This window comes from Agrobacterium sp. ST15.16.024 (assembly GCF_027956545.1).
In the GTDB taxonomy this organism is placed as follows: Bacteria; Pseudomonadota; Alphaproteobacteria; order Rhizobiales; family Rhizobiaceae; genus Agrobacterium; species Agrobacterium cucumeris.
In genome coordinates this window covers 246,126-267,321 of the sequence record NZ_JAQKGO010000006.1, presented here as the reverse complement: position 1 = coordinate 267,321, position 21,196 = coordinate 246,126, and the positions used below count along the sequence as shown (strand labels likewise).

General features: G+C 60.9%; 19 protein-coding genes. 2 read left to right on the top strand and 17 right to left on the bottom strand.

All coding sequences use genetic code 11. The features are described 5' to 3' along the window. Positions 1-115: 115 nt before the first annotated feature. The 14 genes from PL640_RS18895 to PL640_RS18830 all read right to left on the bottom strand — a co-directional run bounded on the left by PL640_RS18895 (position 116) and on the right by PL640_RS18830 (position 14,786). The gene (locus PL640_RS18895; protein ID WP_065117712.1) at positions 116-466 is read right to left on the bottom strand and encodes a ribbon-helix-helix domain-containing protein; all 351 of its coding nucleotides are present in this window, start codon (positions 464-466) and stop codon (positions 116-118) included. 70 nt (positions 467-536) lie between these two features. After that, positions 537-1,103 (bottom strand): DJ-1/PfpI family protein, encoded by a 567-nt coding sequence (locus PL640_RS18890; protein WP_003504778.1) that lies wholly within the window; start codon positions 1,101-1,103, stop codon positions 537-539. A gap of 97 nt (positions 1,104-1,200) precedes the next feature. After that, a complete protein-coding gene (locus PL640_RS18885) occupies positions 1,201-2,598 on the bottom strand; it encodes an amidase (protein ID WP_271363038.1) in 1,398 nt (465 codons plus the stop codon). A gap of 53 nt (positions 2,599-2,651) precedes the next feature. After that, the gene (locus tag PL640_RS18880; protein WP_271363037.1) at positions 2,652-3,473 is read right to left on the bottom strand and encodes an ABC transporter permease; all 822 of its coding nucleotides are present in this window, start codon (positions 3,471-3,473) and stop codon (positions 2,652-2,654) included. Beyond that, entirely contained in the window at positions 3,470-4,420 is a 951-nt protein-coding gene (locus tag PL640_RS18875) for an ABC transporter permease (RefSeq protein WP_271363036.1), read from the bottom strand. Before PL640_RS18875 ends, PL640_RS18880 begins: the two co-directional genes overlap by 4 nt. A 229-nt stretch (positions 4,421-4,649) precedes the next feature. Continuing rightward, entirely contained in the window at positions 4,650-6,185 is a 1,536-nt protein-coding gene (locus PL640_RS18870; RefSeq protein WP_271363035.1) for an ABC transporter substrate-binding protein, read from the bottom strand. 183 nt (positions 6,186-6,368) lie between these two features. After that, a complete protein-coding gene (locus PL640_RS18865) occupies positions 6,369-7,271 on the bottom strand; it encodes a LysR family transcriptional regulator (RefSeq protein ID WP_173990075.1) in 903 nt (300 codons plus the stop codon). A 260-nt stretch (positions 7,272-7,531) separates the two neighbouring features. Beyond that, entirely contained in the window at positions 7,532-8,281 is a 750-nt protein-coding gene (locus PL640_RS18860; RefSeq protein ID WP_142842840.1) for an ABC transporter ATP-binding protein, read from the bottom strand. Continuing rightward, on the bottom strand, positions 8,278-9,114 hold the full coding sequence (locus tag PL640_RS18855) for an ABC transporter ATP-binding protein (protein WP_271363034.1): 837 nt from the start codon (positions 9,112-9,114) through the stop codon (positions 8,278-8,280). The genes PL640_RS18860 and PL640_RS18855 overlap by 4 nt, the downstream gene beginning before the upstream one ends. After that, positions 9,111-10,043: an ABC transporter permease gene (locus PL640_RS18850; protein WP_142842842.1), complete on the bottom strand. Its 933-nt coding sequence runs from the start codon at positions 10,041-10,043 to the stop codon at positions 9,111-9,113. The genes PL640_RS18855 and PL640_RS18850 overlap by 4 nt, the downstream gene beginning before the upstream one ends. Further along, entirely contained in the window at positions 10,040-11,107 is a 1,068-nt protein-coding gene (locus PL640_RS18845; RefSeq protein WP_142842843.1) for an ABC transporter permease, read from the bottom strand. The genes PL640_RS18850 and PL640_RS18845 overlap by 4 nt, the downstream gene beginning before the upstream one ends. A gap of 21 nt (positions 11,108-11,128) precedes the next feature. Further along, a complete protein-coding gene (locus tag PL640_RS18840) occupies positions 11,129-12,766 on the bottom strand; it encodes an ABC transporter substrate-binding protein (protein ID WP_142842844.1) in 1,638 nt (545 codons plus the stop codon). A gap of 50 nt (positions 12,767-12,816) precedes the next feature. Further along, positions 12,817-13,872, bottom strand: a complete 1,056-nt coding sequence (locus PL640_RS18835; RefSeq protein WP_271363033.1) for a dipeptidase — start codon at positions 13,870-13,872, stop codon at positions 12,817-12,819. 206 nt (positions 13,873-14,078) lie between these two features. Beyond that, entirely contained in the window at positions 14,079-14,786 is a 708-nt protein-coding gene (locus tag PL640_RS18830; protein ID WP_271363032.1) for a phosphoribosyltransferase, read from the bottom strand. A 211-nt stretch (positions 14,787-14,997) separates the two neighbouring features. Between PL640_RS18830 and PL640_RS18825 the strand changes: the two genes are divergently transcribed. Further along, on the top strand, positions 14,998-16,170 hold the full coding sequence (locus PL640_RS18825) for a M20 aminoacylase family protein (protein ID WP_271363031.1): 1,173 nt from the start codon (positions 14,998-15,000) through the stop codon (positions 16,168-16,170). A 24-nt stretch (positions 16,171-16,194) separates the two neighbouring features. On the opposite strand, the gene PL640_RS18820 is transcribed toward PL640_RS18825, so the two are convergent. Then, positions 16,195-17,442, bottom strand: a complete 1,248-nt coding sequence (locus tag PL640_RS18820) for an MFS transporter (RefSeq protein ID WP_271363030.1) — start codon at positions 17,440-17,442, stop codon at positions 16,195-16,197. 92 nt (positions 17,443-17,534) lie between these two features. Here PL640_RS18820 and PL640_RS18815 point away from each other — a divergent pair, with 92 nt between their 5' ends. Next, a complete protein-coding gene (locus PL640_RS18815) occupies positions 17,535-18,458 on the top strand; it encodes a LysR family transcriptional regulator (protein ID WP_269702610.1) in 924 nt (307 codons plus the stop codon). 27 nt (positions 18,459-18,485) lie between these two features. On the opposite strand, the gene PL640_RS18810 is transcribed toward PL640_RS18815, so the two are convergent. Both PL640_RS18810 and PL640_RS18805 read right to left on the bottom strand, forming a co-directional pair. Next, positions 18,486-20,279 (bottom strand): adenine deaminase, encoded by a 1,794-nt coding sequence (locus tag PL640_RS18810; RefSeq protein ID WP_271363029.1) that lies wholly within the window; start codon positions 20,277-20,279, stop codon positions 18,486-18,488. After that, the gene (locus PL640_RS18805; RefSeq protein ID WP_271363028.1) at positions 20,276-21,196 is read right to left on the bottom strand and encodes a nucleoside hydrolase; all 921 of its coding nucleotides are present in this window, start codon (positions 21,194-21,196) and stop codon (positions 20,276-20,278) included. Before PL640_RS18805 ends, PL640_RS18810 begins: the two co-directional genes overlap by 4 nt.

The window sequence follows — 21,196 nt, the reverse complement described above, 5'->3', positions numbered from 1 at the left end:
TCATCCTCGGGCTTGACCCGAGGATCCATTGCCGCGCGTGACTGTGGATCCTCGGGTCAAGCCCGAGGATGACGTCGGGTGCAAGTTGATCCACTATCGAGCCCAAAGTTACCACCTAGTGGTAATTCACCTTCTCCGCATCGAGAATACTGTCCGCATCCAGCGCCGCAATCGGAATATCCGTCCGCGCGGGAATATCGCCGGAAAGCTGCAGCGCCAGATAACGCCCGCAGCAGACCCGCAGGAACGAGGTGAAATTGCCGAGGTCGTGCCCGGCATCAATCGATTCATTATAAAGCTTGGCGATGAGCTGCACGCTGTTCATGCCATCGCGGCGCGCGATCTCGTCCAGCGTCGTCCAGAAGAAGTTCTCAAGCCGCACACTTGTGACCATGCCGTCGATTCTGAGCGACCGCGTATGGCTTTCCCAAAGCGTGGGGTCTGCCTTGATGAAAAGCTTGCACATGGTTTCCTCCCTCACCACGCCTGAAAGATAGGCGGAAAACGGGGCCGGAAAAAGCCCCGTTTCGCCGGTCTTATTTGCCGAGCACCGCCATGAATTGCGAAAGCCAGGCCGGATGCGCCGGCCATGCGGGCGCCGTCACCAGCTTGCCGTCGGTAACAGCCGCATCGATGGCGATATCGGCATAGGTGCCGCCGGCCAACTCGACCTCGGGACGGCAGGCGGGATAGGCCGAGCAGGTGCGGCCCTTCAAGACACCGGCCGCCGCCAGCAATTGCGCACCATGGCAGACGGCGGCCACCGGCTTGTCGGCTTCAAAGAAATGTTTCACCGCCGCCAGCACATCCGCATTAAGGCGGAGATATTCCGGCGCGCGGCCGCCGGGAATGACCAGCGCATCGTAATCGGCAACCTTGATATCGGCGAAGGTGGCGTTGAGCGCGAAATTATGGCCACGTTTTTCCGAATAGGTCTGGTCGCCCTCGAAATCGTGGATGGCCGTGGCAATGGTCTGGCCCGCCTTCTTGCCGGGGCAGACGGCATGCACCGTGTGGCCGACAGCAAGCAGCGTCTGAAACGGCACCATGGTCTCATAATCCTCGGCGAAATCGCCGGTGATCATCAAAATCTTCTTCGGCATGTCTGCTCCTCCCGTTTTCGAATGCCTTTGGGTACCCTAGCAGGCAGGATCGAGACGCGGGTATTATGGCAATACTACATGGCCGATAAAGGTGGGATCAGCGGGCCTGCGGCGGCTGCGGCCAGCGTCTCACACCGCCGCCCCAATTCTCGAACGCCTTTGAAAGTTTGAGCACGAACAAATCCTCGTAACGGGGACCGACGATCTGCAGACCGATGGGCATGCCGGATGTCGAGAAACCGCAATTGATCGAGGAGGCCGGCTGTTCCGACATGTTCCACGGCACCGTGAAAGCGATATGTTCGAAGGGCCGTGAGGGATCATTGGTGGGCGAGGCCCAGTCGGCCGGGTAAGACACGATGGGATTGGTGGGCGAGATAACCGCATCCACTGTCTGCATCAGCCGCCCGCAGGTCTTGCGCATTTCCATCGTCTGATTGAATCCGAAGACCGCACGGGAACCGCTAACCTCCGCCCCCTTCTCCGCCCATTCGAGAATATAGGGGAGGATCATCGCGCGGCGTTCATCGCTCAGCGCCACCATATCGCCCCAGAATTTCGCTCGCCAGAAATCATCCAGCCCGTCCAGCATCTCGCGCGTCAGCACCGGCTCGACCGGGATGACGATAGCACCGGCCGCCTCGAACAGTTTCGCAGCCGCGACAACAGCATCGCACACCTCTTCTTCCAGCGGCAGGCCGCAGCCGGCATCCAGCATGAGGCCGATCTTCAGGCCTTTCACGTCGATATCGAGATCCATCCAGTCGATGCTGTTGGGCGGCAGTGATGTACCATCGCGCCAGTCAGGCCGCGAAAGCGTCGCCATGGCATAGGCGGCATCAATGACGGTGCGGGTCATCGGCCCGGCGCAGCGACCGGTATAATAGGGATCGACCGGGATGCGGCCCTGGCTCGGTTTGAAACCGAAGAGACCGGTCCATCCGGCCGGCAGCCGCACCGAGCCGCCAATATCCGTGCCGATATGCAGCGTGCCGTAACCCGCAGCGCCGGCCGAAGCCGCACCGGCACTGGAGCCACCGGGGTTCTGGGTGGGATCCCACGGGTTGCGGCTGAGCTTGTGGAAGCTGGAAAGGCCCGACGATAACATGCCGTAATCCGGGCAGGTGGTCTTCGCGTAAATGATCGCGCCATCTTCCCGGCAGCGGGCAGCCACCGGCGCGTCTTCAGCCGCAGGCACCAGTTCCACCGCCCTGGTGCCGAGCGGCACCGGGTGGCCCTTCGTGGCGATGAGTTCCTTCAGCGAGACCGGAATGCCATCGAGAGCCCCGAGCGTTTCGCCTTTTTGCCAACGCTCCGTCGAGGCCAGCGCCTGCCTGCGAGCATCTTCCGGATCATAAGCGTAAAGCGCGTTCACAACCGGTTCGAAGGCATCGATACGCACCTCCGCCGCCTGCCAATATTCCGATGGCGAAAGCTTCTTATCCCGGTAAAGCGCCAGGATTTCGAGCGTGTTGAGGTCTATGAGATCGGTCATGGCATCGTCTCGTCAGAAAAACAGGAAATAAGGGCGACAGCTTTTTTGAACGGTCAACTGGTATCGCGCGGGTCCAGCAGGTCGCGCAGGCCATCGCCGAGAAGATTGAGGCCGAAAACGGCGAGCGCAATCGCAAGGCCGGGCATGATGGCAAGCCAGGGTGCAGCGCCAAGATAGGTCTGGGCATCGGCGAGCATCCGCCCCCAGGTGGCGGCGGGTGGCGGCATGCCGAGACCGAGGAATGAAAGGCCTGCTTCCGTCAATATCGCAAGACCGAGCTGGATCGTCACCTGCACGATGATCTGGTTGGAAATATTCGGCACGATATGGAAAAGCGTGATCTTGGCGCGGTTCTGGCCGATGCTGATGGCAGCGGTAATGTATTCCCGCGCCCATATCTGCAGTGCGGCCCCCAGCGTCAGCCGCGCAAAAACCGGCACCATGAAGGTGGCGATGGCAATGATGGCGGTGAAGCGCCCCGTGCCGATGAAAGCGCCGAGCATCATCGCCGACAGGATAGGCGGCACGGCGAAGATGATATCGCAGATGCGCATGACCACGGTTTCGGTAACACCACGCAGGGCCGCGACCGCGACGCCAATGGCCGTGCCGACAGACGCGCCGATGGCGACGGCGGCGATGGCGGTGGAGAGTGAATTCCACGCGCCGGCCATCAGCATCGACAGCACATCACGGCCAAAATGATCCGTGCCGAGACCGCCATAAACGAATGGCGATTTCAGTTTCTGGACGATCTGCATCTTGGTCGGCGAAACCGGCGTCCAGACCAGCGACAAAAGGGCAACGGCAACGAGGAAGCTGGTGACAGCGATGCCGAGGACGAAGGCCGGGCGGCGGCGGATAAATCGCATCATCGCGCACCTGCCCGCAGTCTCGGATCGATGAAGAGATAGGCGATATCGACCACGAAATTCATGATGATGACCAGCGCCGAGAAGAACAGCACGACGGATTGCATGACGACGATGTCGCGCTGGGTCAGCGCCTGATAGGCAAGCCGGCCAAGGCCCGGCAGGTTGAAGACATTCTCGACAAGCACCGCGCCGGCAATCAAAAAGGTGAATTGCAGGCCAATCATGGTGACAACGGGGATCATCGCATTCGGAACCGCATGCCGCCACAGCGCCACCCGTTCGCTCAGGCCCTTGGCCCGCGCGGTACGCACGAAATCCTCATTCATCACTTCAAGCACGGCGGAGCGGCAGACGCGGGTGAGAACCCCGGCCTGCGACAGCGCCAGCGCGATTGCCGGCAGCACCAGCGCTACAAGCCCTGCCGAAAAGCTTGGCGTCCAGCCGGGAAACCCGCCTGATGGCATCCAGCCGAGCGTGGTGGAAAACACGATGATGAGCAGCAGCCCGACCCAGAATCCCGGCACGGCAATGCCCACATGGGAAAACAGCCCGGCCGCAAAATCCAGCGCCCCGTTGCGGTTCCGCGCCGCCGCCACGCCAAGCGGAATGGCAATGGCAACGGACAGGCAAACGGCAAGCAGGGCGAGCGGCAGGGTAACGGCCAGCCGCTCGATAATCAGGCCCGCCACAGGCACGCCATAGGTATAGGATTGCCCGAGATCACCGCGGAAGACGCCGACCAGCCAGTGGAGGTAACGCAGCGGCAGCGGCTGATCGAGGCCCATCTGCTTCTGCAGGGCGGCCAGCGTATCGGGGCTCGCCGAAGTGCCAAGCATGATGGCGGCTGGATCACCCGGCAGCAGGCCCATAATGACATAGATGATGAGGGAGACGGCAAACAGCGTGATGACGAGGCTTACAAGACGCCGGATGAGGACGGCTAACATCTGGCATCTTCTCCTTGCGTGGTTGTGTAGCCGGATATGGCAAATGGGTCTATCGCCTTACCCGCGCATTCCTCCCTCATCCCTGTGCTTGTCACAGGGATCCAGCCGTCGCGCGTCTGCGCGGCGATAGGAGTCTTTCCAGCCCAAGGACTTGGACTGGCTGGATTCCTGTGACAAGCACAGGAATGAGGTGTAGGGCGGAAATGCGCCCCGCCCTTCATGGCAAACCTCACTCTTCCCAATGCACATCCGTCAGCACATTCGAGGGAATGGGCTCGTTTTCCCACAGCCCCTTCACCTTCCTGTCCCATACACCAAGCTTCGGCATCACGAACAGAAAAAGAGCCGGCACATCTTCGGCGAGGATTTTCTGGGCGTCGCCATAAAGCTTTTCCTGCTCAGCGGCATCCGCCGTCTTTTCGACGCTGGCGATAACCTCGTTGAAGGTCGGGTTCTTGTAGTTGAAATAATAGGGATCGCGGGAATAGATATCGATATCCATCGGCTCGGCATGGGCGACGATGGTCATGTCGTAATCCGCACCTTTCAGAACATCCGCCACCCACTTGGCCGGAAATTCGGTGGTCTCAATGGTCATCGTCACACCGATTTCGGCCAGCATCGCCTGCAGGATTTGCGAGGTGCGCTGGGCATAGGCCATCTGCGGCGCCTTGATGGTGAAACTAAAACCATCAGCATAACCCGCTTCGGCAAGCAGCGCTCTCGCCTTGTCGACATCGTAAGGGTGCACCCCTGTCGTATCGATGTATCCGCGGTCATTCGGGGTGTAGTGGCTGCCAATGGCCGTGCCGTAACCGGACCAGGCGCCCTCAATGACAGTGCCACGATCCACCGCCATCATCAGCGCCTGTCGCACGCGTTTGTCATCAAAAGGCTTGCGGGCATTGTTCATGCCGGCCACGACCTTCAGCTCGGTATTGCCGACGAAGGTGCCGAGGCGCTTATCGCCATCAAAGGAGGTCATAAGTTCCGGCGCGCCGAATTCCGGGAAGGCATCGATATCGCCAGACTTCAGTGCCGCAGCCTGCGCCTGCGGGTCGGACACGAAGCGGAAGGTCGCCCTGTCGAGCTTCACCGCCACGGCCTTGTCCCAATAGGCGGCGTTCTTCTCCAGTTCCACCTTGTCGCCCTTGGCCCAGTTCACGAATTTGAACGGGCCAGTGCCGACGGGCGTCGTGCGGTTATTCTCCGCGCTTTTGGGCGCGACCATCACGGAGGCAGGCCAGCCGAGCCAATAAAGAAGGCTACCAGCCGGCTGCTTCAGCTTCAGCACCAGCGTTGCGGCATCCGGCGTCTCGATACTGTCGATGGCGGCGAAGAAACGTTTCTGCGGATTGACCGAGTTTTCACCGCGCGCCCGATCCAGCGAAAACTTTGCGACAGAGGAATCGAAAGCCTCACCATCGTGGAAGGTAACGCCCTTGCGCAGCTTGAATGTGTAGGTCTTGCCGTCAGGCGCAATTTCCCAGCTTTCGGCAAGCTGCGGCTTCACCTTGCCGTCGCGGTCGATCGTCACCAGACCTTCAAAGACATTCTGCCAGGTCACCTGGCCGATGGCGACAGGGGCGGCAATGGTCGGATCGAGGCCGGTCGGCTCGACTGCCATGCCCAGCGTCAGCGCGGTTTTCGGCGCAGCCTCAGCCCCCGCAAGCGAAAGCGGCAGCCAGAGCGCGGTACCCAATGCGAGGGTCAGCGCGGTGCGGCGCGAAAGCGTTGCCGCCTGCGAAAGATAAGTGCGTGGCATCCTTAGTCCCCTGTCTGGCGGCCGGGGCATTTTTGCCCTTCCGAAGACCACCCGTTGCAAAAAGAGTGTCATGTTGCAGGCGCACACACAATCTCGATTTTTGTGTGCTCCGTGTAGCTAAAATGGCTACACGGAAATGCGAACGGAAATCAACCTCTCCGACAGAAACACCGACTGCCCCGCTTACCCAGCCGTCGCCTCGCGCATGAAGCGCTCGATGAAATCAGCAAGCTTGGAGGCGGCGAAGGACAATTGCCGATCAGGCGCAACACAGAGATCGATCTGGGTATGGATACCCTTCTTGCCGGAAAGCGGAACCGCAACCATCTGGCCGCTGCGGATTTCACGCGCCACCGAAAGCGCCGGCAACAGCGTGGCGGCGGCGTGACCCAGCACCAGCTCCTTCAGCATTTCCAGCGAACTGGTAATGAAGACGGGATCAAGCTCAATGCCGGCATCGGCAAACAGCGTGTCGAATGCCTGCCGCGCGGCAAAACTTTTGTCCGGCAGGGCAAGCGGCAGGCCGGCCAGCTCCTTCAGCGAGACTTCCGGCTGGGCGGCGAGCGCATGGCCGGCCGGGAAGATGACATCATAGCTGATGCGGGTACGCGAACGCACTTTCACACCGGAAACCTTTGGGGCAAAAAGGCTGACAACCAGATCGGCCTCAGCCGCGCCCAATGCCTCCATCGCCTGCCGGGCGCTGGTGATATGCACCTCGAAACGCAGTTTTGGGTATTTCAGGCTGAACTGCGCCAGCACCGGCGCCAGAAGATTGGCCACGGTTGCGCCATTGGCATAGACCGTGACGCGGCCGCGCTGCAGCCCCTTCAAGTCATCGATCAGCTGGTGCACATGGTCGAGCTCGCGCAGCGTCTTGCCGGCACGGGCGGCGAGCAGCTCACCTGCCGCCGTCAACTTCACGCCGCGGCTGGATCGCTCCACCAGCGGCGAGCCGAAATAATATTCGAGATTTTCGATCTGCCGGCTGACCGCCGTTGGCGCGACATTCAGGTTTTCCGCCGCGGCGCGCATGGAATTGGTGCGGACGAGCTCGTCAAAATACATCAAGGCGCGCAGTTGCATGGGATGGAAACCTTGTTCGGGTGGGCCGCTGTGGCGGGCCAGCATATCATCGTGGCGGCACGAGAGAATACTTCACCCGGAAAGACCGCTTGTGAAAGTAAAGCTCACCGCTCGTTTCTTCTCTCCGCCGGGGAGAAGGTGGCGCGCAGCGCCGGATGAGGGGGCGACGGTGGAGAGAGGCGGAGAGCTTGCCCCCTCATCTGCCCCTTCGGGGCATCTTCTCCCCGGCGGGGAGAAGAAAGGGAGACACCCTCACGCCATCAAGCGCGTTTGAAACCCTCACTCGCCACCAGCAGCTGCCTTGTATAATCCGCGCTGAATTCGCGGCTTTCCAGCGCCTCGGCCTCCAGCATTTCCACCACCTTGCCGCTTTTCATAACCGCCAGACGATCGCACATGTGGCTGATGACGCCGAGATCGTGGCTGACCATGACAAAGGTGAGGTTACGGTCCTTGCGGGCCTGTTCCAGAAGATTGAGGATTTCGGCCTGAATAGAGGCGTCGAGCGCCGAAGTCGGCTCATCCAGCAGCAGGATTTTCGGCTCGACGATCAGCGCACGGGCAATGGCGATGCGCTGGCGCTGGCCGCCGGACAGCTGGTGCGAATAACGGAAGCGGAAGCCGGAGCCGAGGCCCACCTCGTCCAATGCCCGGGCAATGCGCTGCTCGCGATTGTCGAGACCGTGGATGACCAGCGGTTCGAGCAGCAGCGCATCCACCGTCTGGCGTGGGTGCAGCGAACCATAAGGGTCCTGAAACACCATCTGCACATCGCTATAGAAACTCTTGTCCCGGTGCTTTCCCTGATAGGAGCGACCGGCCACCATCAGCGAGCCTTCATCGAAATGGTTGAGACCGGCAATGGCGCGCAGCAGCGTGGATTTGCCGGAACCGGATTCGCCGACGATACCGAAAGATTCACCCTCGGCCACATCGACGCTGACGCTGTCGAGTGCGATGTAACCGTCGAAATCCACCACCATGTCTTTGATGGAAAGAACTGTGCTCATGCGCGCCACTCCGGCTTGCGTTCCAGAACGGGCAGCGGATGGCGGTGACTGCCAATTTCCGGCAGGCAGTTCAAAAGCCCTTGCGTATAGGGGTGTTTGGCTTCCTTCAGATTGGCGGAAGACAGCTCCTCCACCACCTTGCCGGCATACATGACGAGAACACGGTCGCAGAAGGAGGATACGAGCCGCAGATCGTGGCTGACGAAGATCAGCCCCATGCCACGGTCGCGCACCAGCCTGTCGAGAATATCGAGCACTTCCAGCTGAACCGTCACGTCAAGCGCCGAAGTCGGCTCATCGGCGATCAGCAGTTCCGGACCGCAGACCAGCATCATGGCAATCATGACACGCTGACCCATGCCGCCGGAGACCTCGTGCGGGTAAAGATTGAAAACGCGCTCGGGGTCACGGATCTGCACGGCCTCAAGCATCGCAAGCGTGCGTTGACGCGCCTCGCCGCTGCCGATCTTTTCATGGGTCCGCAAGGTTTCCATGATCTGGCGGCCGATGGTCATCACCGGGTTCAGGGAATATTTCGGGTCCTGCAGGATCATGGCCATGCGCTTGCCGCGCATGATCCGCCTTTCCTTCGCAGAAGCGCTGAGCAGATCGATATCACCAAAACGCAGTGTATCAGCCTCGATGCGTGCGCTTTTCGGGGTCAGCCCCATGATGGCGCGGCCCGTCTGCGACTTGCCCGAGCCGGATTCGCCAACGATACCGAGGCGTTCGCGCCCAAGCGTGAACGAGACACCGCGCACCGCTTCCACCAGCCCGGTGCGGGTGGGGAAAGACACGCGGAGATTCTGAACGGTCAGAAGCGGCGCACTCATTGGCCTGCCTCCTTGGGATCCAGCGCATCACGCAGGCCATCGCCCAGAAGGTTGAAACCGAGGCTGACAATCAGGATCGCGATACCCGGCATGGCCGCCACCCACCACTGATCAAGAATGAACCGGCGTCCCGACGCGATCATCGCCCCCCATTCCGGTAGCGGCGGCTGGGCACCAAGACCGAGAAAACCAAGACCGGCAGCAGTGAGGATGATGCCCGCCATATCGAGCGTCACACGCACGATGAGCGACGACATGCACAGCGGCATGACGTGTTTCAAGACGATGCGGAAGGGCGACGCGCCCATGAGCTTCACAGCCGCGATGAAATCGGAATTGCGGAACGTCATGGTTTCGGCGCGCGCGATACGCGCATAGGGCGGCCACGAGGTGACCGCGATGGCGAGCACCGCATTTTCAATGCCCGGCCCGAGTGCCGCCACCAGCGCGAGCGCCAGAACCAGCTTCGGGAAGGCGAGAAAGATATCAGTGATGCGCATCAGAATGGCATCGACCCAGCCGCCGGCATAACCCGAGACAGTGCCGACGATAAGCCCGATGGGTGCGGCGATAATCGCCACCAGCAGCACCACGAACAAAGTGAGCCGCGAACCGTGGATGAGCCGCGAGAGAATATCCCGCCCCTGATCGTCGGTGCCGAGCAGATAACCCTCGGTGCCGGGCGGCAAAAGCCGGGCGTTGCGCAGATCACCCTGCACCGGGTTGTGCGGGGCCAGCACATCGGCAAACAGCGCGACGAAGAGCAGCGCGATGATGATGCCGAGGCCAAGCAGCGCTAGCCGGTTTTCTGAAAACCGCCGCCAGATGACATAGGCGCGGCCAAGCCGTGCCTGTCTGCGCGAGGACGGCCGGTCGGAGAGCAGCCATTCGCGGCTATAGGGCTTGAGTGTATCAGTCGAAATCGTCATCGGCTGCGCGTCCTTGGATCGAGCGTCCGGTAAAGCAGATCGGAGAAGAGATTGATGCCGACGAAGATGGCGCCGATCACGATCGTGCCGCCAAGAACGGCATTCATATCCGCGTTCTGCAGGGAATTGGTGATGTAGAGGCCGAGGCCCGGCCAGGCGAAGATGGTTTCGGTCAGCACCGAACCTTCGAGTAGACCGGCATAGGAGAGCGCAATCACGGTCACCAGCGGCACGGCGGCATTGCGCAGCGCGTGGAACCAGATGATGCGGGTTTCCGAAAGCCCCTTGGCGCGGGCCGCAACGATATATTCCTGGGCGAGCTCGTTCAGCATGAAGGAGCGCGTCATGCGGCTGATATAGGCCAGCGAAAAATAACCGAGCAGAGAGGCGGGCAGGATGATGTGGCGGAACAGATCCCACAGCACGTCCCATTGCCGCTGCCAGATCGCGTCGATCAGGAAAAAGCCCGTCACCGGAGTGAAGGTGAATTCATAGACGATATCCATGCGGCCGGGATAAGCGACCCATTGCAGCCGGGCGTAAAACACCAGCAGCGCCAGCAGGCCGAGCCAGAATATCGGCACGGAATAACCGATGAGGCCGATGACGCGCACTACCTGATCGGCAAAACTGCCGCGTTTGACGGCGGCGAGAACGCCGAGCGGAATGCCGAAGACGGCGCCGATGATGGTGCCGATCGTGGCAAGCTCGATCGTCGCCGGGAACACCCGCTTGATGTCCTCCATGACAGGATTGGTGGTGAGGACGGAGATGCCGAAATCCCCCGAAAGCGCCTGCTTCAGATAAAGGAAAAACTGCTGCCAGAGCGGCAGGTTGAGGCCAAGCTGCTCGCGCACCCGCTCAACCACATGCGCAGGCGCGCGGTCGCCGACGATCGCCAGCGCGGGATCGATCGGCACCACACGGCCAATGAAAAATGTGACCGCCATCAGCCCCAGAAAGGTGGTGATGACGGTGACGGCGAAGCCAAGAATGGCTTTCACACGGGCGTTGGCACGGCGTTTGCCCTGCCTCGCCCTGCTGTTTGCTTCAACAATACTCAAGAGACCGATCCTTCCGGATCATCACTTCGAGATCGTGTAGACGTAGTTGGTGTCAAAGCTCGGTCCGAGCTTCAGGCCCTGGAGCTTTGCGGAATAACCCGCCACTTCTGTCTGCTGGAAGATGATGACGAAGGGACCCTTCGCCAGAACTTCCTTCTGCAGGTTTTCGTAGATGGCGGCACGCTTGGCAGTGTCCTTTTCCAGCAGCGCCGACTGGGTTTCCTTGGTCAGGTCAGGAACGTCCCAGGCATTGCGCCAGGCGAGCGTCTTGTTCTTGCCCTCATCCGAATTGTCGTAGTTGATGGTGAAGGTTTCGGCATTCGAATTCGGGTCGAAATAGTCCGAACCCCACTGACCGATGTAGATATCATGGGTGCGGGCGCGGTATTTCGTCAGCGTCTGCTTGCCATCGCCCGGAATGATTTCCAGCTTGATGCCGGCCTGCGCCAGCGTCTGCTGCACGCTTTCGGCAATGCCGGTCACCGGCTGCGTGTTACGCACATCCATGGTCACGGTGAAACCGTCCTTCAGGCCAGCCTTTGCGAGAAGTTCCTTGGCCTTGACGACGTCGAGCTTATAGGGGTTTTCGTCAAGCGCACCGAGCTGACCCTTCGGCAGGAAGGTCTGGTGAACTTCGCCGATACCCTTGATGATCGTCGCGCCGATCGCGTCATAATCGACGAGATATTTGAAAGCCTCGATGACCTCAGGCTTCTTCAGGTTCTCGTTCTTCTGGTTGAGGCTGAAGTAATAAACGGTGCCTTTGGGCGCGGAAGTGACGGCAAGACCTTCCTTCTTGGAAACGGCTTCCATGTCACCCGGCTCAAGGTTACGGGCAACATCGATATCGCCGTTCTCAAGCGCCAGGCGCTGGCCGGAGCTTTCCTTCATGTGGCGATAGACGACGCGCTTCAGCTTCGGCTTCTCACCATAATAATTCGGGTTGGCTTCGAGGATGACGGCCTCGTTGGCCTTCCAGCCGAGGATCTTGTAAGGGCCGGAACCGGCATAACCGGTCTTCAGGAATTCATTGCCGAAATCCGTGTCGTATTTGTAGTCCGCGCTCGGGGTAACGGACTTCGCCTTTTCGGTGATGAGCTTCTTGTCGACCACCGAAGCGACGGTTGCGGTGAGCACGTTCAGCACGAAGCTCGGCGCATAGGGCTTGTCAACCGTCAGCACGAAGGTGTTCGCATCCGCAGCCTTGGCTTTTTCATTGACGTTGTCGCCCTTGAGGCCGAACTGCGTCAGCAGGAATGCCGGCGACTTGTCGAGCTTGACGGCACGCTCGAAGGAGAATGCCACATCGTCAGCGGTGATCGGATTGCCGGAGGCAAATTTCAGGCCGGATTTCAGCTTGAAGGTATAGGTCAGGCCGTCTTCGGAGGTCGTCCAGCTCTCGGCCAGATCGCCGATGACCTTGGACGTGTCGTTGAGATCGATGGAGACCAGCTTGCTGTAGGTGTTGCCGGTAACTTCGGCGGCGGACAGTTCGAAGGCTTCGCCCGGATCGAGCGTGATGATGTCGTCGATGGCAAAACCTTCGACCAGGGTATCGGCCGGCGTGGCGGCGAAAGCGTGCGGAGCCGACAGCATCATCAGCGACAGAGCGGCGCTGGTGCTGAGAATACGCATGGATTTGTTGAGCGATTTGATCATAGGATCTCCCCTTTTGTTATAAGATTGATTTCATTCGCTATAGGGCGTCTTCAGGCCGGTTCGTACCAGGCCTGGGACAGAACGCGCAGCCAGTTTTCCCGGCAGATTTTGGCCAACTCCCCGTCACCGTAACCTGCCGATTTCAGCGCCGCAACCAGATTGTGGTTGCCGCTCGCATCCGCAATGCCAACGGGTACTGTCGCGCCGTCGAAATCCGATCCGAGCGCCACGCAGTCAATACCCATGCGTTCCACCATATAGTCGATATGGCGCACCATGTCGGAAAGCGGCGTGTCGGCAATGTCGCGCGCATCCGGCCTGAGCATGGTCACGGCATAGTTGAGACCGACCAGACCGTGACTGTCCTTGACGGCGTCCAACTGGCGGTCGGTGAGATTACGGGCAACGGGGGTAAGCGCGTGCGCGTTGGAATGGCTTGCGATCAGCGGCTGGTTGGTGGTCTTGGCCACATCCCAGAAGCCTTTTTCGGTGATATGCGCCAGATCGACGAGAATGCCCAGCCGGTTGCATTCCTTCACCAGCGAAAAACCGGCATCGGTGAGACCGGGCGCGGTATCGGGCGACATGGGATAAGAAAAGGGAACGCCATGGCCGAAAACATTGTGCCGGCTCCAGACCGGACCCAGCGAGCGCAGGCCGGCGGCATAAAATACCTCGAGCGCATCAAGATCGGCACCGATCGCCTCGCAGCCTTCCATGTGCAGCACCGCGGCAAAAACGTCTTCGGCAAAGGCCTTGCGGATATCGGCCGTGGAACGGCAAAGCCGCCAGGCGCCAGCGCGATCGAGCCTCAGCGCAATTGCAGCCTTCTCCATGGCGATATCGAGCGAAGGCAAGCGCTCCAGCGGCGCGGCAAGTGGCGTATCATAGTGACCGCTTTCATCCGGCTCCTGCAAGATGAGGTCGCCGGAGGGGATGTAGATGGCGCAGATCCCGCCGCCAAGACCGCCGGCCCTGGCGCGGGGACCATCGATATGGCCTTCCCGCGTACCGTTTCTGAATTCCGCAACCGGATCGGCACCGGCCTTGCTGTTGCGCCACAACCGAAGCAGCACATCATTATGACCGTCGAACACTGCATGCATGGGAAGAAATTCCAGTAAAGCGGCAAAACCAAAGGGGGCGGGCAGACGCCGGAATGACACCGAACGAAAGCAAACCGGCGCGTTTTTCGCCGGGCGCTATAATCTGTCGAAGGTGATCTTAGGACGATCTCTCGCAGCTTCGCAAGACGCAAATTAGGCAATGATGAAATTATCACCACTTGCGTTTTGCCGGAATTTGCGCAACGTCAAGCCAGCCAGCCGCCTTGCGCTTTCGTTAACAGCGGCGTGGTGAAAACACCCCTCACCCGCTCTGCCCATTCCGGCCCGAAAGCGGCGATTTTTTGCCGCCAGCGATCCGATTGCAGCATGGCCGCGCCGATGACGACGGGCTGAATGCCGGACGACGCGAGAAGCGAAAGACCTGAAATGATGGAACTGCCGCTGGAGATGACATCATCCACCAGCGCCACCCGCCTGCCCTCGATGAGCGGCAACATACGCGGATCGATGTAAAGTCGCTTTTCCTGTTTGGTGGTGATGGAGGACATGGGCACCGACAGTTCCTCCAGATACCAGAATTTGCGTGAGGTGCCGAGCGGTACGTAACGGGAATGGCCAAGATGGCGGGCAACGGCGGCGGCAAGCGTCAGACCGAGCGTCGGCAGGCCGATGACGACATCCGGCTCAAAGACGGAAAGCTTGCGGGCAAGATCAGCCGCGAGCACTTCAAGCACCTCAAAAGAAGCCTGATTGACGATGAGCGAGGCAAGCGCATGTTCACCATCCGCGAGCGGCCTTATCGGCAGGCAAATCTGCCTTCCATCATCCAGGACGGCCGGGAAGAAGGATGAATGCGGCCCGGCCGTTTCAAATGTGCGGGGAGCAGCTATCACCTGCCAGAACTCATGAGGAGCGGTCGGTGACTGGGTATCAGGCGATGCGGATGACGGCATCGGTTTTCCTTTCAGGACCGGGATGGCGCAAAGCGGACGCGGTTTTTCCAGCCACGCCAACCCCGTTCGGCATATCGGGCATTTCAGCAACCGCATACATGCGGCGGGTTCATTTCATTGGCTTTTTCAGCTAGAAGGGAACAAAGCAACAGGCATTCGGACGAACCCACCTATGACTCGGGTTTTTCCCATATTCAAGGACAAGCTGCCCATGAGACTGCTGGACCGGATCGGTGAAGACCTGCCATTCCTGACGGAGCTTCGCCACGATCTGCACGCGCATCCGGAACTGGGTTTCGAAGAGGAGAGAACCAGCGCCATCGTCGCCGATCTTCTGGAACGGGCCGGGGTGAAGGTGCATCGCGGCCTTGGCGGCACCGGCGTCGTGGGCACCCTGCAGGTGGGCAACGGCACCCGCAACATCGGCCTGCGTGCCGACATGGATGCGCTTGCCATGCCGGAAATTCCCGACAGGCCCTATAAATCGAAATTTCCCGGCAAGATGCATGCCTGCGGCCATGATGGCCACACCGCCATGCTGCTGGGTGCTGCGCGCTATCTCGCAAAGACCCGCGATTTTTCCGGCACCGTGCATTTCATCTTCCAGCCGGCCGAAGAAGGCCGCGGCGGCGCGAAAAAAATGGTGGAGGACGGGCTTTTCTCGCTGTTTCCCTGCGATGCAGTCTATGGCCTGCACAATATGCCGGGGCTCGGCATCGATGAAATGGCCGTGGTGGAAGGCCCGCAGCTTGCCTCTTCCGACAGCTGGCGCGTGACCTTCAAGGGTGTCGGCACCCATGGCGCCAAGCCACATCTCGGCCGTGACCCCATAACAGCTGCCGGCACCTTCCTCGCTTCGCTGCAAACCATCGTCGGCCGCATCGTCGATCCGTTGCAGCCCGCCGTGGTCAGCGCCTGCTCGGTTCAGGCGGGTGATCCAAAGGCACTCAACGTCATTCCCGATCTCGTTGAAATCGGTGGCACGGCGCGCGCCTATGCAGCTGAGGTACGCGACCAGCTGGAAGCGGAAATCGGCAGGATGGCCAAAGGCACGGCGGCGATGTTCGGCATCGAGGCGCATTACGAATTCATCCGGCGCATTCCCCCCGTCATCAACGAGACAGAATCGACGAAACGGGCGCTTCGAGCCGCCAAAACGGTGTTCGGCACCAAAGCCCGCACCGCCTTCCCGCCCTCAACCGCCGGCGACGACTTCGCTTTCTTCGCTGGTGAAGCCCCCGGCTGTTATGTCTGGCTGGGCAATGGCCCGGCGGTGGATGGCGCGCTGCACCACAACACCTCCTACGACTTCAACGATGCGGCCATCGTGCCGGGCGTTGCGTTCTGGGCGACGCTGGTGGAGCAGGAACTGGCGGTGGAGTGACGCCCCGGCCGACGCGATGGCCGCTCAGGCGCGCCGCGTGCCCGGGCGCGCAAGGCTGACAAAAATTCCGGCAAGCGCGCAGCCGGCGGTGATGGCCATGATGCCGGGCCAGCCGGCATGGATCCAGAACCAGCCGCCGACCCAGCCGGTAATGCTCGCTCCGCAATAATAAAACAGCAGATAAAGCGCGGAAGCATGGCTTTTGGCGGCCCCCGCATTTGCGCCCACTCCACTGCTGGCAGCCGAATGCCCGATGAAAAATCCGATGGTTATCGCCGCAATCCCCGCCACGATGAGGATGATGCTTGAGGCGAATGTGAGCAGGATACCGACAAGGATGGTGGAAAAGGCAACCACCAGCATGATCCGCCGGCTGAACCGGTCGACCAGCGCCCCGCCATAGGAGGACGCGACGATACCCAGGGCAAAGGTCAGGAAAATCATGCTGACGGCCGTGCGGCCCAATTCGTAAGGCGGCGCGACGAGGCGAAAGGCGCAATAGTTGAAAACGGTGGTGAACACGCTCGTCAGCATCGCGCCGAGGAAATAGAACCGCCGAAGTTCCGGGTTTCCAAGATGTTGCGCCCATATTCTCAGATGATTTTTAAGCGGCATGTGCTGCGGCCGGAAATTCCGCGAAGGCGGAAGTAGCAGCAGGAAGCCGATGGCCGCGAGGATGCAGACCGCCCCCAGCGCATACATTGCCACCTGCCAGGAGGTATAGGCGGACACCAGCCCCATGCCGACACGTCCCGCCATGGAACCGAACGCCGTGCCGCCGACGTAAAGCCCCATCGCCTTGCCGAGACTGGAAGGTTCGATCTCCTCGGCAAGATAAGCCATGGCGACGGCCGGAACGCCGCCGAGCACGAACCCTTCCAGCGCGCGGGCGGCAAGCAGCCATGCCCAGCCTTGCGTGCTTGCCGCAATGATATTGGCGATGGCTGCCAGCATCATCGAAACGAACATCAGATTTCGGCGGGTGAAGAGCTGGGCAAAGGCTCCGCTGAGCAGAATGGCGAAGGCAAGCGTTCCCGTCGTCAGCGACAGGGCCAGTGATGCAGTTGCAGGGTTGATGCCGAATTCCGCCGGAAATTCCGGCAGGAGCGGCTGCACGCAATAGATCAGCGAAAAGCTGGCAAAGCCCGCAAGGAAAAGCGCCCAACTCGCCCGGCGAAACTGACGGCTTCCCTGCCGTATCCACAGCACATCCGGCGGCTCCTCCGTCATGACGATCGGCGGGGTGAAATCCTGTTTTTTGAGCTGGCGCATCGGGTTTGTCCCTTTCGCTCCCAGCTATAGCGCAACTCAGTCTTTCATTCTAATATATGGAAGGCGTTCCCATCATATCTGGATCTAATATCATGGAACTCAGGCACATCCGTTATTTTCTGGCCATCGCCAATGAGGGCAGTTTTACGCGGGCGGCAGAACATCTGGGAATCGCGCAGCCGCCGCTCAGCCAGCAGATAAAGGTTCTGGAACAGGAAATCGGCGTGCGGCTATTCCGGCGTCTTGCGCATGGTGCGGAACTGACACCGGCGGGCCATGCCTTTCGGGCTGCGGTGACCCATATTCCGCATCAGGTGGGTGAAGGTGTCCGGCTCGCCCGCAGGGCAGCAGCCGGTGAAACCGGCATTCTGCGAATAGGCGTCACCGGCACGGCGGCGCTCAACCCTCTGGTTCCGGCCTGCATCCGCACCTACAGACGCCAATATCCCGACGTGGAGCTTCAGGTGATGGAGGCAGCCGCCCTGGCACTGACACCGGCCCTGCTCGAAGATCGGCTGGACGTGGCGCTTTTGCGCCCTTCTCAATCCGATCCCGATACATTGCTCGAGGAAGTGCTCACTGACGAACCGCTTCTGGTCGCCCTGCCTGCGTCCCATCCGCTCGCGCGGCGCGGCACCGCCATAGACCTGATGGAATTGCGCGACGACCCTTTCATTCTGACGCCACGCAGCGTCGGCACCAGCCTTCACGATGCATCGATAAAAGCCTGCCAGGAGGCCGGTTTCACGCCGCACTTAGGGCCGGCGGCACCGCAAATCGCCTCGATATTGTCGCTGGTCGCGGCCGAACTCGGGGTTTCCCTCCTGCCGGAATCCGTCGCGCAGGTCAAAATGCAGAACATCGTCTTATTACCTTCCAGCGGCCCGCCGCCGCGGCTTTCCATATCGCTCGCCTATCGGCGCGGAACGACATCGCCGGTGGTGAAGAATTTCGTGTTGGCGGCGCGCATTGCCGCGCGCGAAACACAGACGCCTGACGTGGCCGGGGTCGAATGAACCGCAGCCCGCAGATGCGGGCCGCCGCTATTCGAGAACGGCAATCACCGGGCTTTCCATCACCCTGCCTGTCAACACATCGGCAATGCCCATATCCGTCTGGTGCGGGCCGATATTGCAGGCGAGCGTGGCGCCGAAGCAGGCCTTGAAGACGAGATAGGGCGGCTGCCATTCCACCACCCTGCCGACGGCTTCGCGCAATTCTTCGAAAGCCTTTGCCACGTCTTCAAGCGGGGCATCGGAAACGAGGCCGGAAAGCGGCAACGGGAGAAGTGCGGTGACCTTGCCCTCTGAGGCAACGGCCATGCCGCCACCCGCTTTTATCACCGCATTGGCGGCCAGCGCCATGTCCTCGGCATTACCACCAAAAACGGTGAGGTTGTGGCTGTCATGCGAGACGGTGGTCGCGAAGGCGCCGTTCCAGTTTCCCCAGCCGGTAAGGAATCCGGTTCTGGTGATCGGCTCGGCCATGCCGTGGCGATGGGTGACGGAAATCATCGTCGCACCCTGGGGCGGAACGACGAAACCATCCATCACCTCGGCTTCCGCCTCGCCCCATTGGGTGAAACGCGGGCGGTCGATGGTAGCAAGGCGTATCTTCGTGCCTTCGGATGTGACCCGGAAATCATCGGGCTCACGAAGCGGCAGCTTCATCGAGCCTTCGAGCGCCGTTGCGTCGCAGGCGGGAACCTCTACCAGCATGCGGCCGCCTTCAGCGACAGCCCTGCCATTTGCGATCACCTGACGGGCCGCAAAGGCGCTCAGATCTTCGAAAATGACGATATCGGCGCGGCGGCCGGCGGCGATGAGGCCGAGATCGGCACGGCCGAGCCTCTGCGCGGCATTCAGCGTGGCAGCGCGCAGCGCCCATTCGGGGCGCAGACCGTAACGCACAAGCCGGCGTACCACATCGTCAAGCCCGCCGCCCTGCAACAGGTCATCCGGGAAGACATCGTCGGTGCAGAGTGTCACCGTCTGTGGCAGATGGCCCAGCGCATTCAGCGCCGCCACAAATTCCGGCAGCAGGTGATCATGCGAACCGCGCAACTCGATGGTAAGCCCCGCCCGCAACTTTTCCATCAGGTCTTCACCCGACACCAGCTCGTGATCGGAGGAGACACCCGCCGCCATGAAGGCGTTGAGATCTGCATCTTTCAGGCCGCGGGCGTGGCCGCAGACCAGTTTGCCCGAGGCAAGCCCGGCCTGCACGATGCCGCCCATGCGCGGATCGCGCTCGATGACACCGCGCATATTCATGATTTCCGCAACGCCGCCAACCTGCGGCCATGACAGGATATCGGCGAGAATGGTCGCGTCAAAGTCCGCGCCGCCACGCTCCAGCCCCGGAGCTGATGGCACGCAGGAAGGCGCCAGCAAAATGGCGCGCAATGGCAGATTTTCGATTGCCTTCGACGCCCAGCGCACCCCTTCCACACCATGCACATTGCCGAATTCATGCGGGTCCCAGACGATGGTGGTAACACCACGGGCGACCACTGCCGCCGCATAGGCGGCCGGCGTGACCATCGAGCTTTCGACATGCATATGTGTATCGATGAGGCCCGGCGAGACAAAGGCACTTGCCGCATCGATGATCCGTGCAGCGTCGCTGCGGCTTGCCCGCTCGTGCACGCTGGCGATCAGAGCGCCGACGATGCCGATATCGGCGGCGCGAAGCTCTCCCGTCACCACATCCACCAATGTTCCGCCGGTGATGAGGACATCGAAAGGCGCATCGCCACGTGCGGCGGCGACCGCGCGGCTGCGCAGCGCATCATCGGTGAGATCGGCAGGCTCGCGTGTTGGAGAGTTCGCGCTCATCGGGCGGCCTCCCGGCGCAACGCCTCGAGGATCGCCGTCTTCGCACTTTCGGCATCAACGGTTTCGGCAAAGTGCGCATTGAAGGTTTCCACCTTGTCGGCGCGCATCTCGACCACGGTTCTGCCCCGGGTCAAGGCGGAATGAAGTTCGACATCGATCCGCGCCTGCCGCCAGCCAATGAGACCGGAGGTAAAGGCAACGGCGGCAACGGGATCGTAAAGCGCCATGGCGACTCTGCCACGGCGGGTGGCGATGCCGATGAAACCTTCCAGCAGATCGGCAATCAGCGCAGCGTTTTTGCCGCCGGCATCGCGGATCGGCAGCACATCGGCCGGCGAGGCCATAACCTTGCGGCAGGTGTCGAGATCGACCATGCGCAACGGCAGGCCGTGGGACAGAACGATTGCCAGCGCTTCCGGATCGGCAAAGGCGTTGAATTCCGCCGATGCAGTATGGTTGCCGCTGGTCACGCCGCCACCCATCCAGGTGAGATCGGAAATTCTGGCGGCAAGATCAGGCCGGGCAAGGCAAACCGCGGCGATATTGGTGAGCGGGCCGAGCGCCAGAATGCGCTTTTCGCCATCACCCTCAAGCCAGTTGCACAGGGCGGCAAAGGCATCGCTTTTCGGCAAGGCTGGCGCATCCGGCAAGTTTTGGCCGACGGTCGGAATGCCGTTATCGCCCAGAATGCATTGCGCGGTTTCGAGTGCGCCAAGCACGGGCTTGGTACGGCCCTGATGGATCGGCATCGACCAGCCGAAGGTTGAGACCGCTCCGGCGGCATTGCCGCACACCGCTTCCAGCGTCGTATTACCGAACACCAGCGAAATGCCGTCGATGGCAAGGCCTGCCGATTGCACCACCATGATGGCGGCAATGTCGTCAAAGCCCATATCGGTATCGATCCATACACCCAT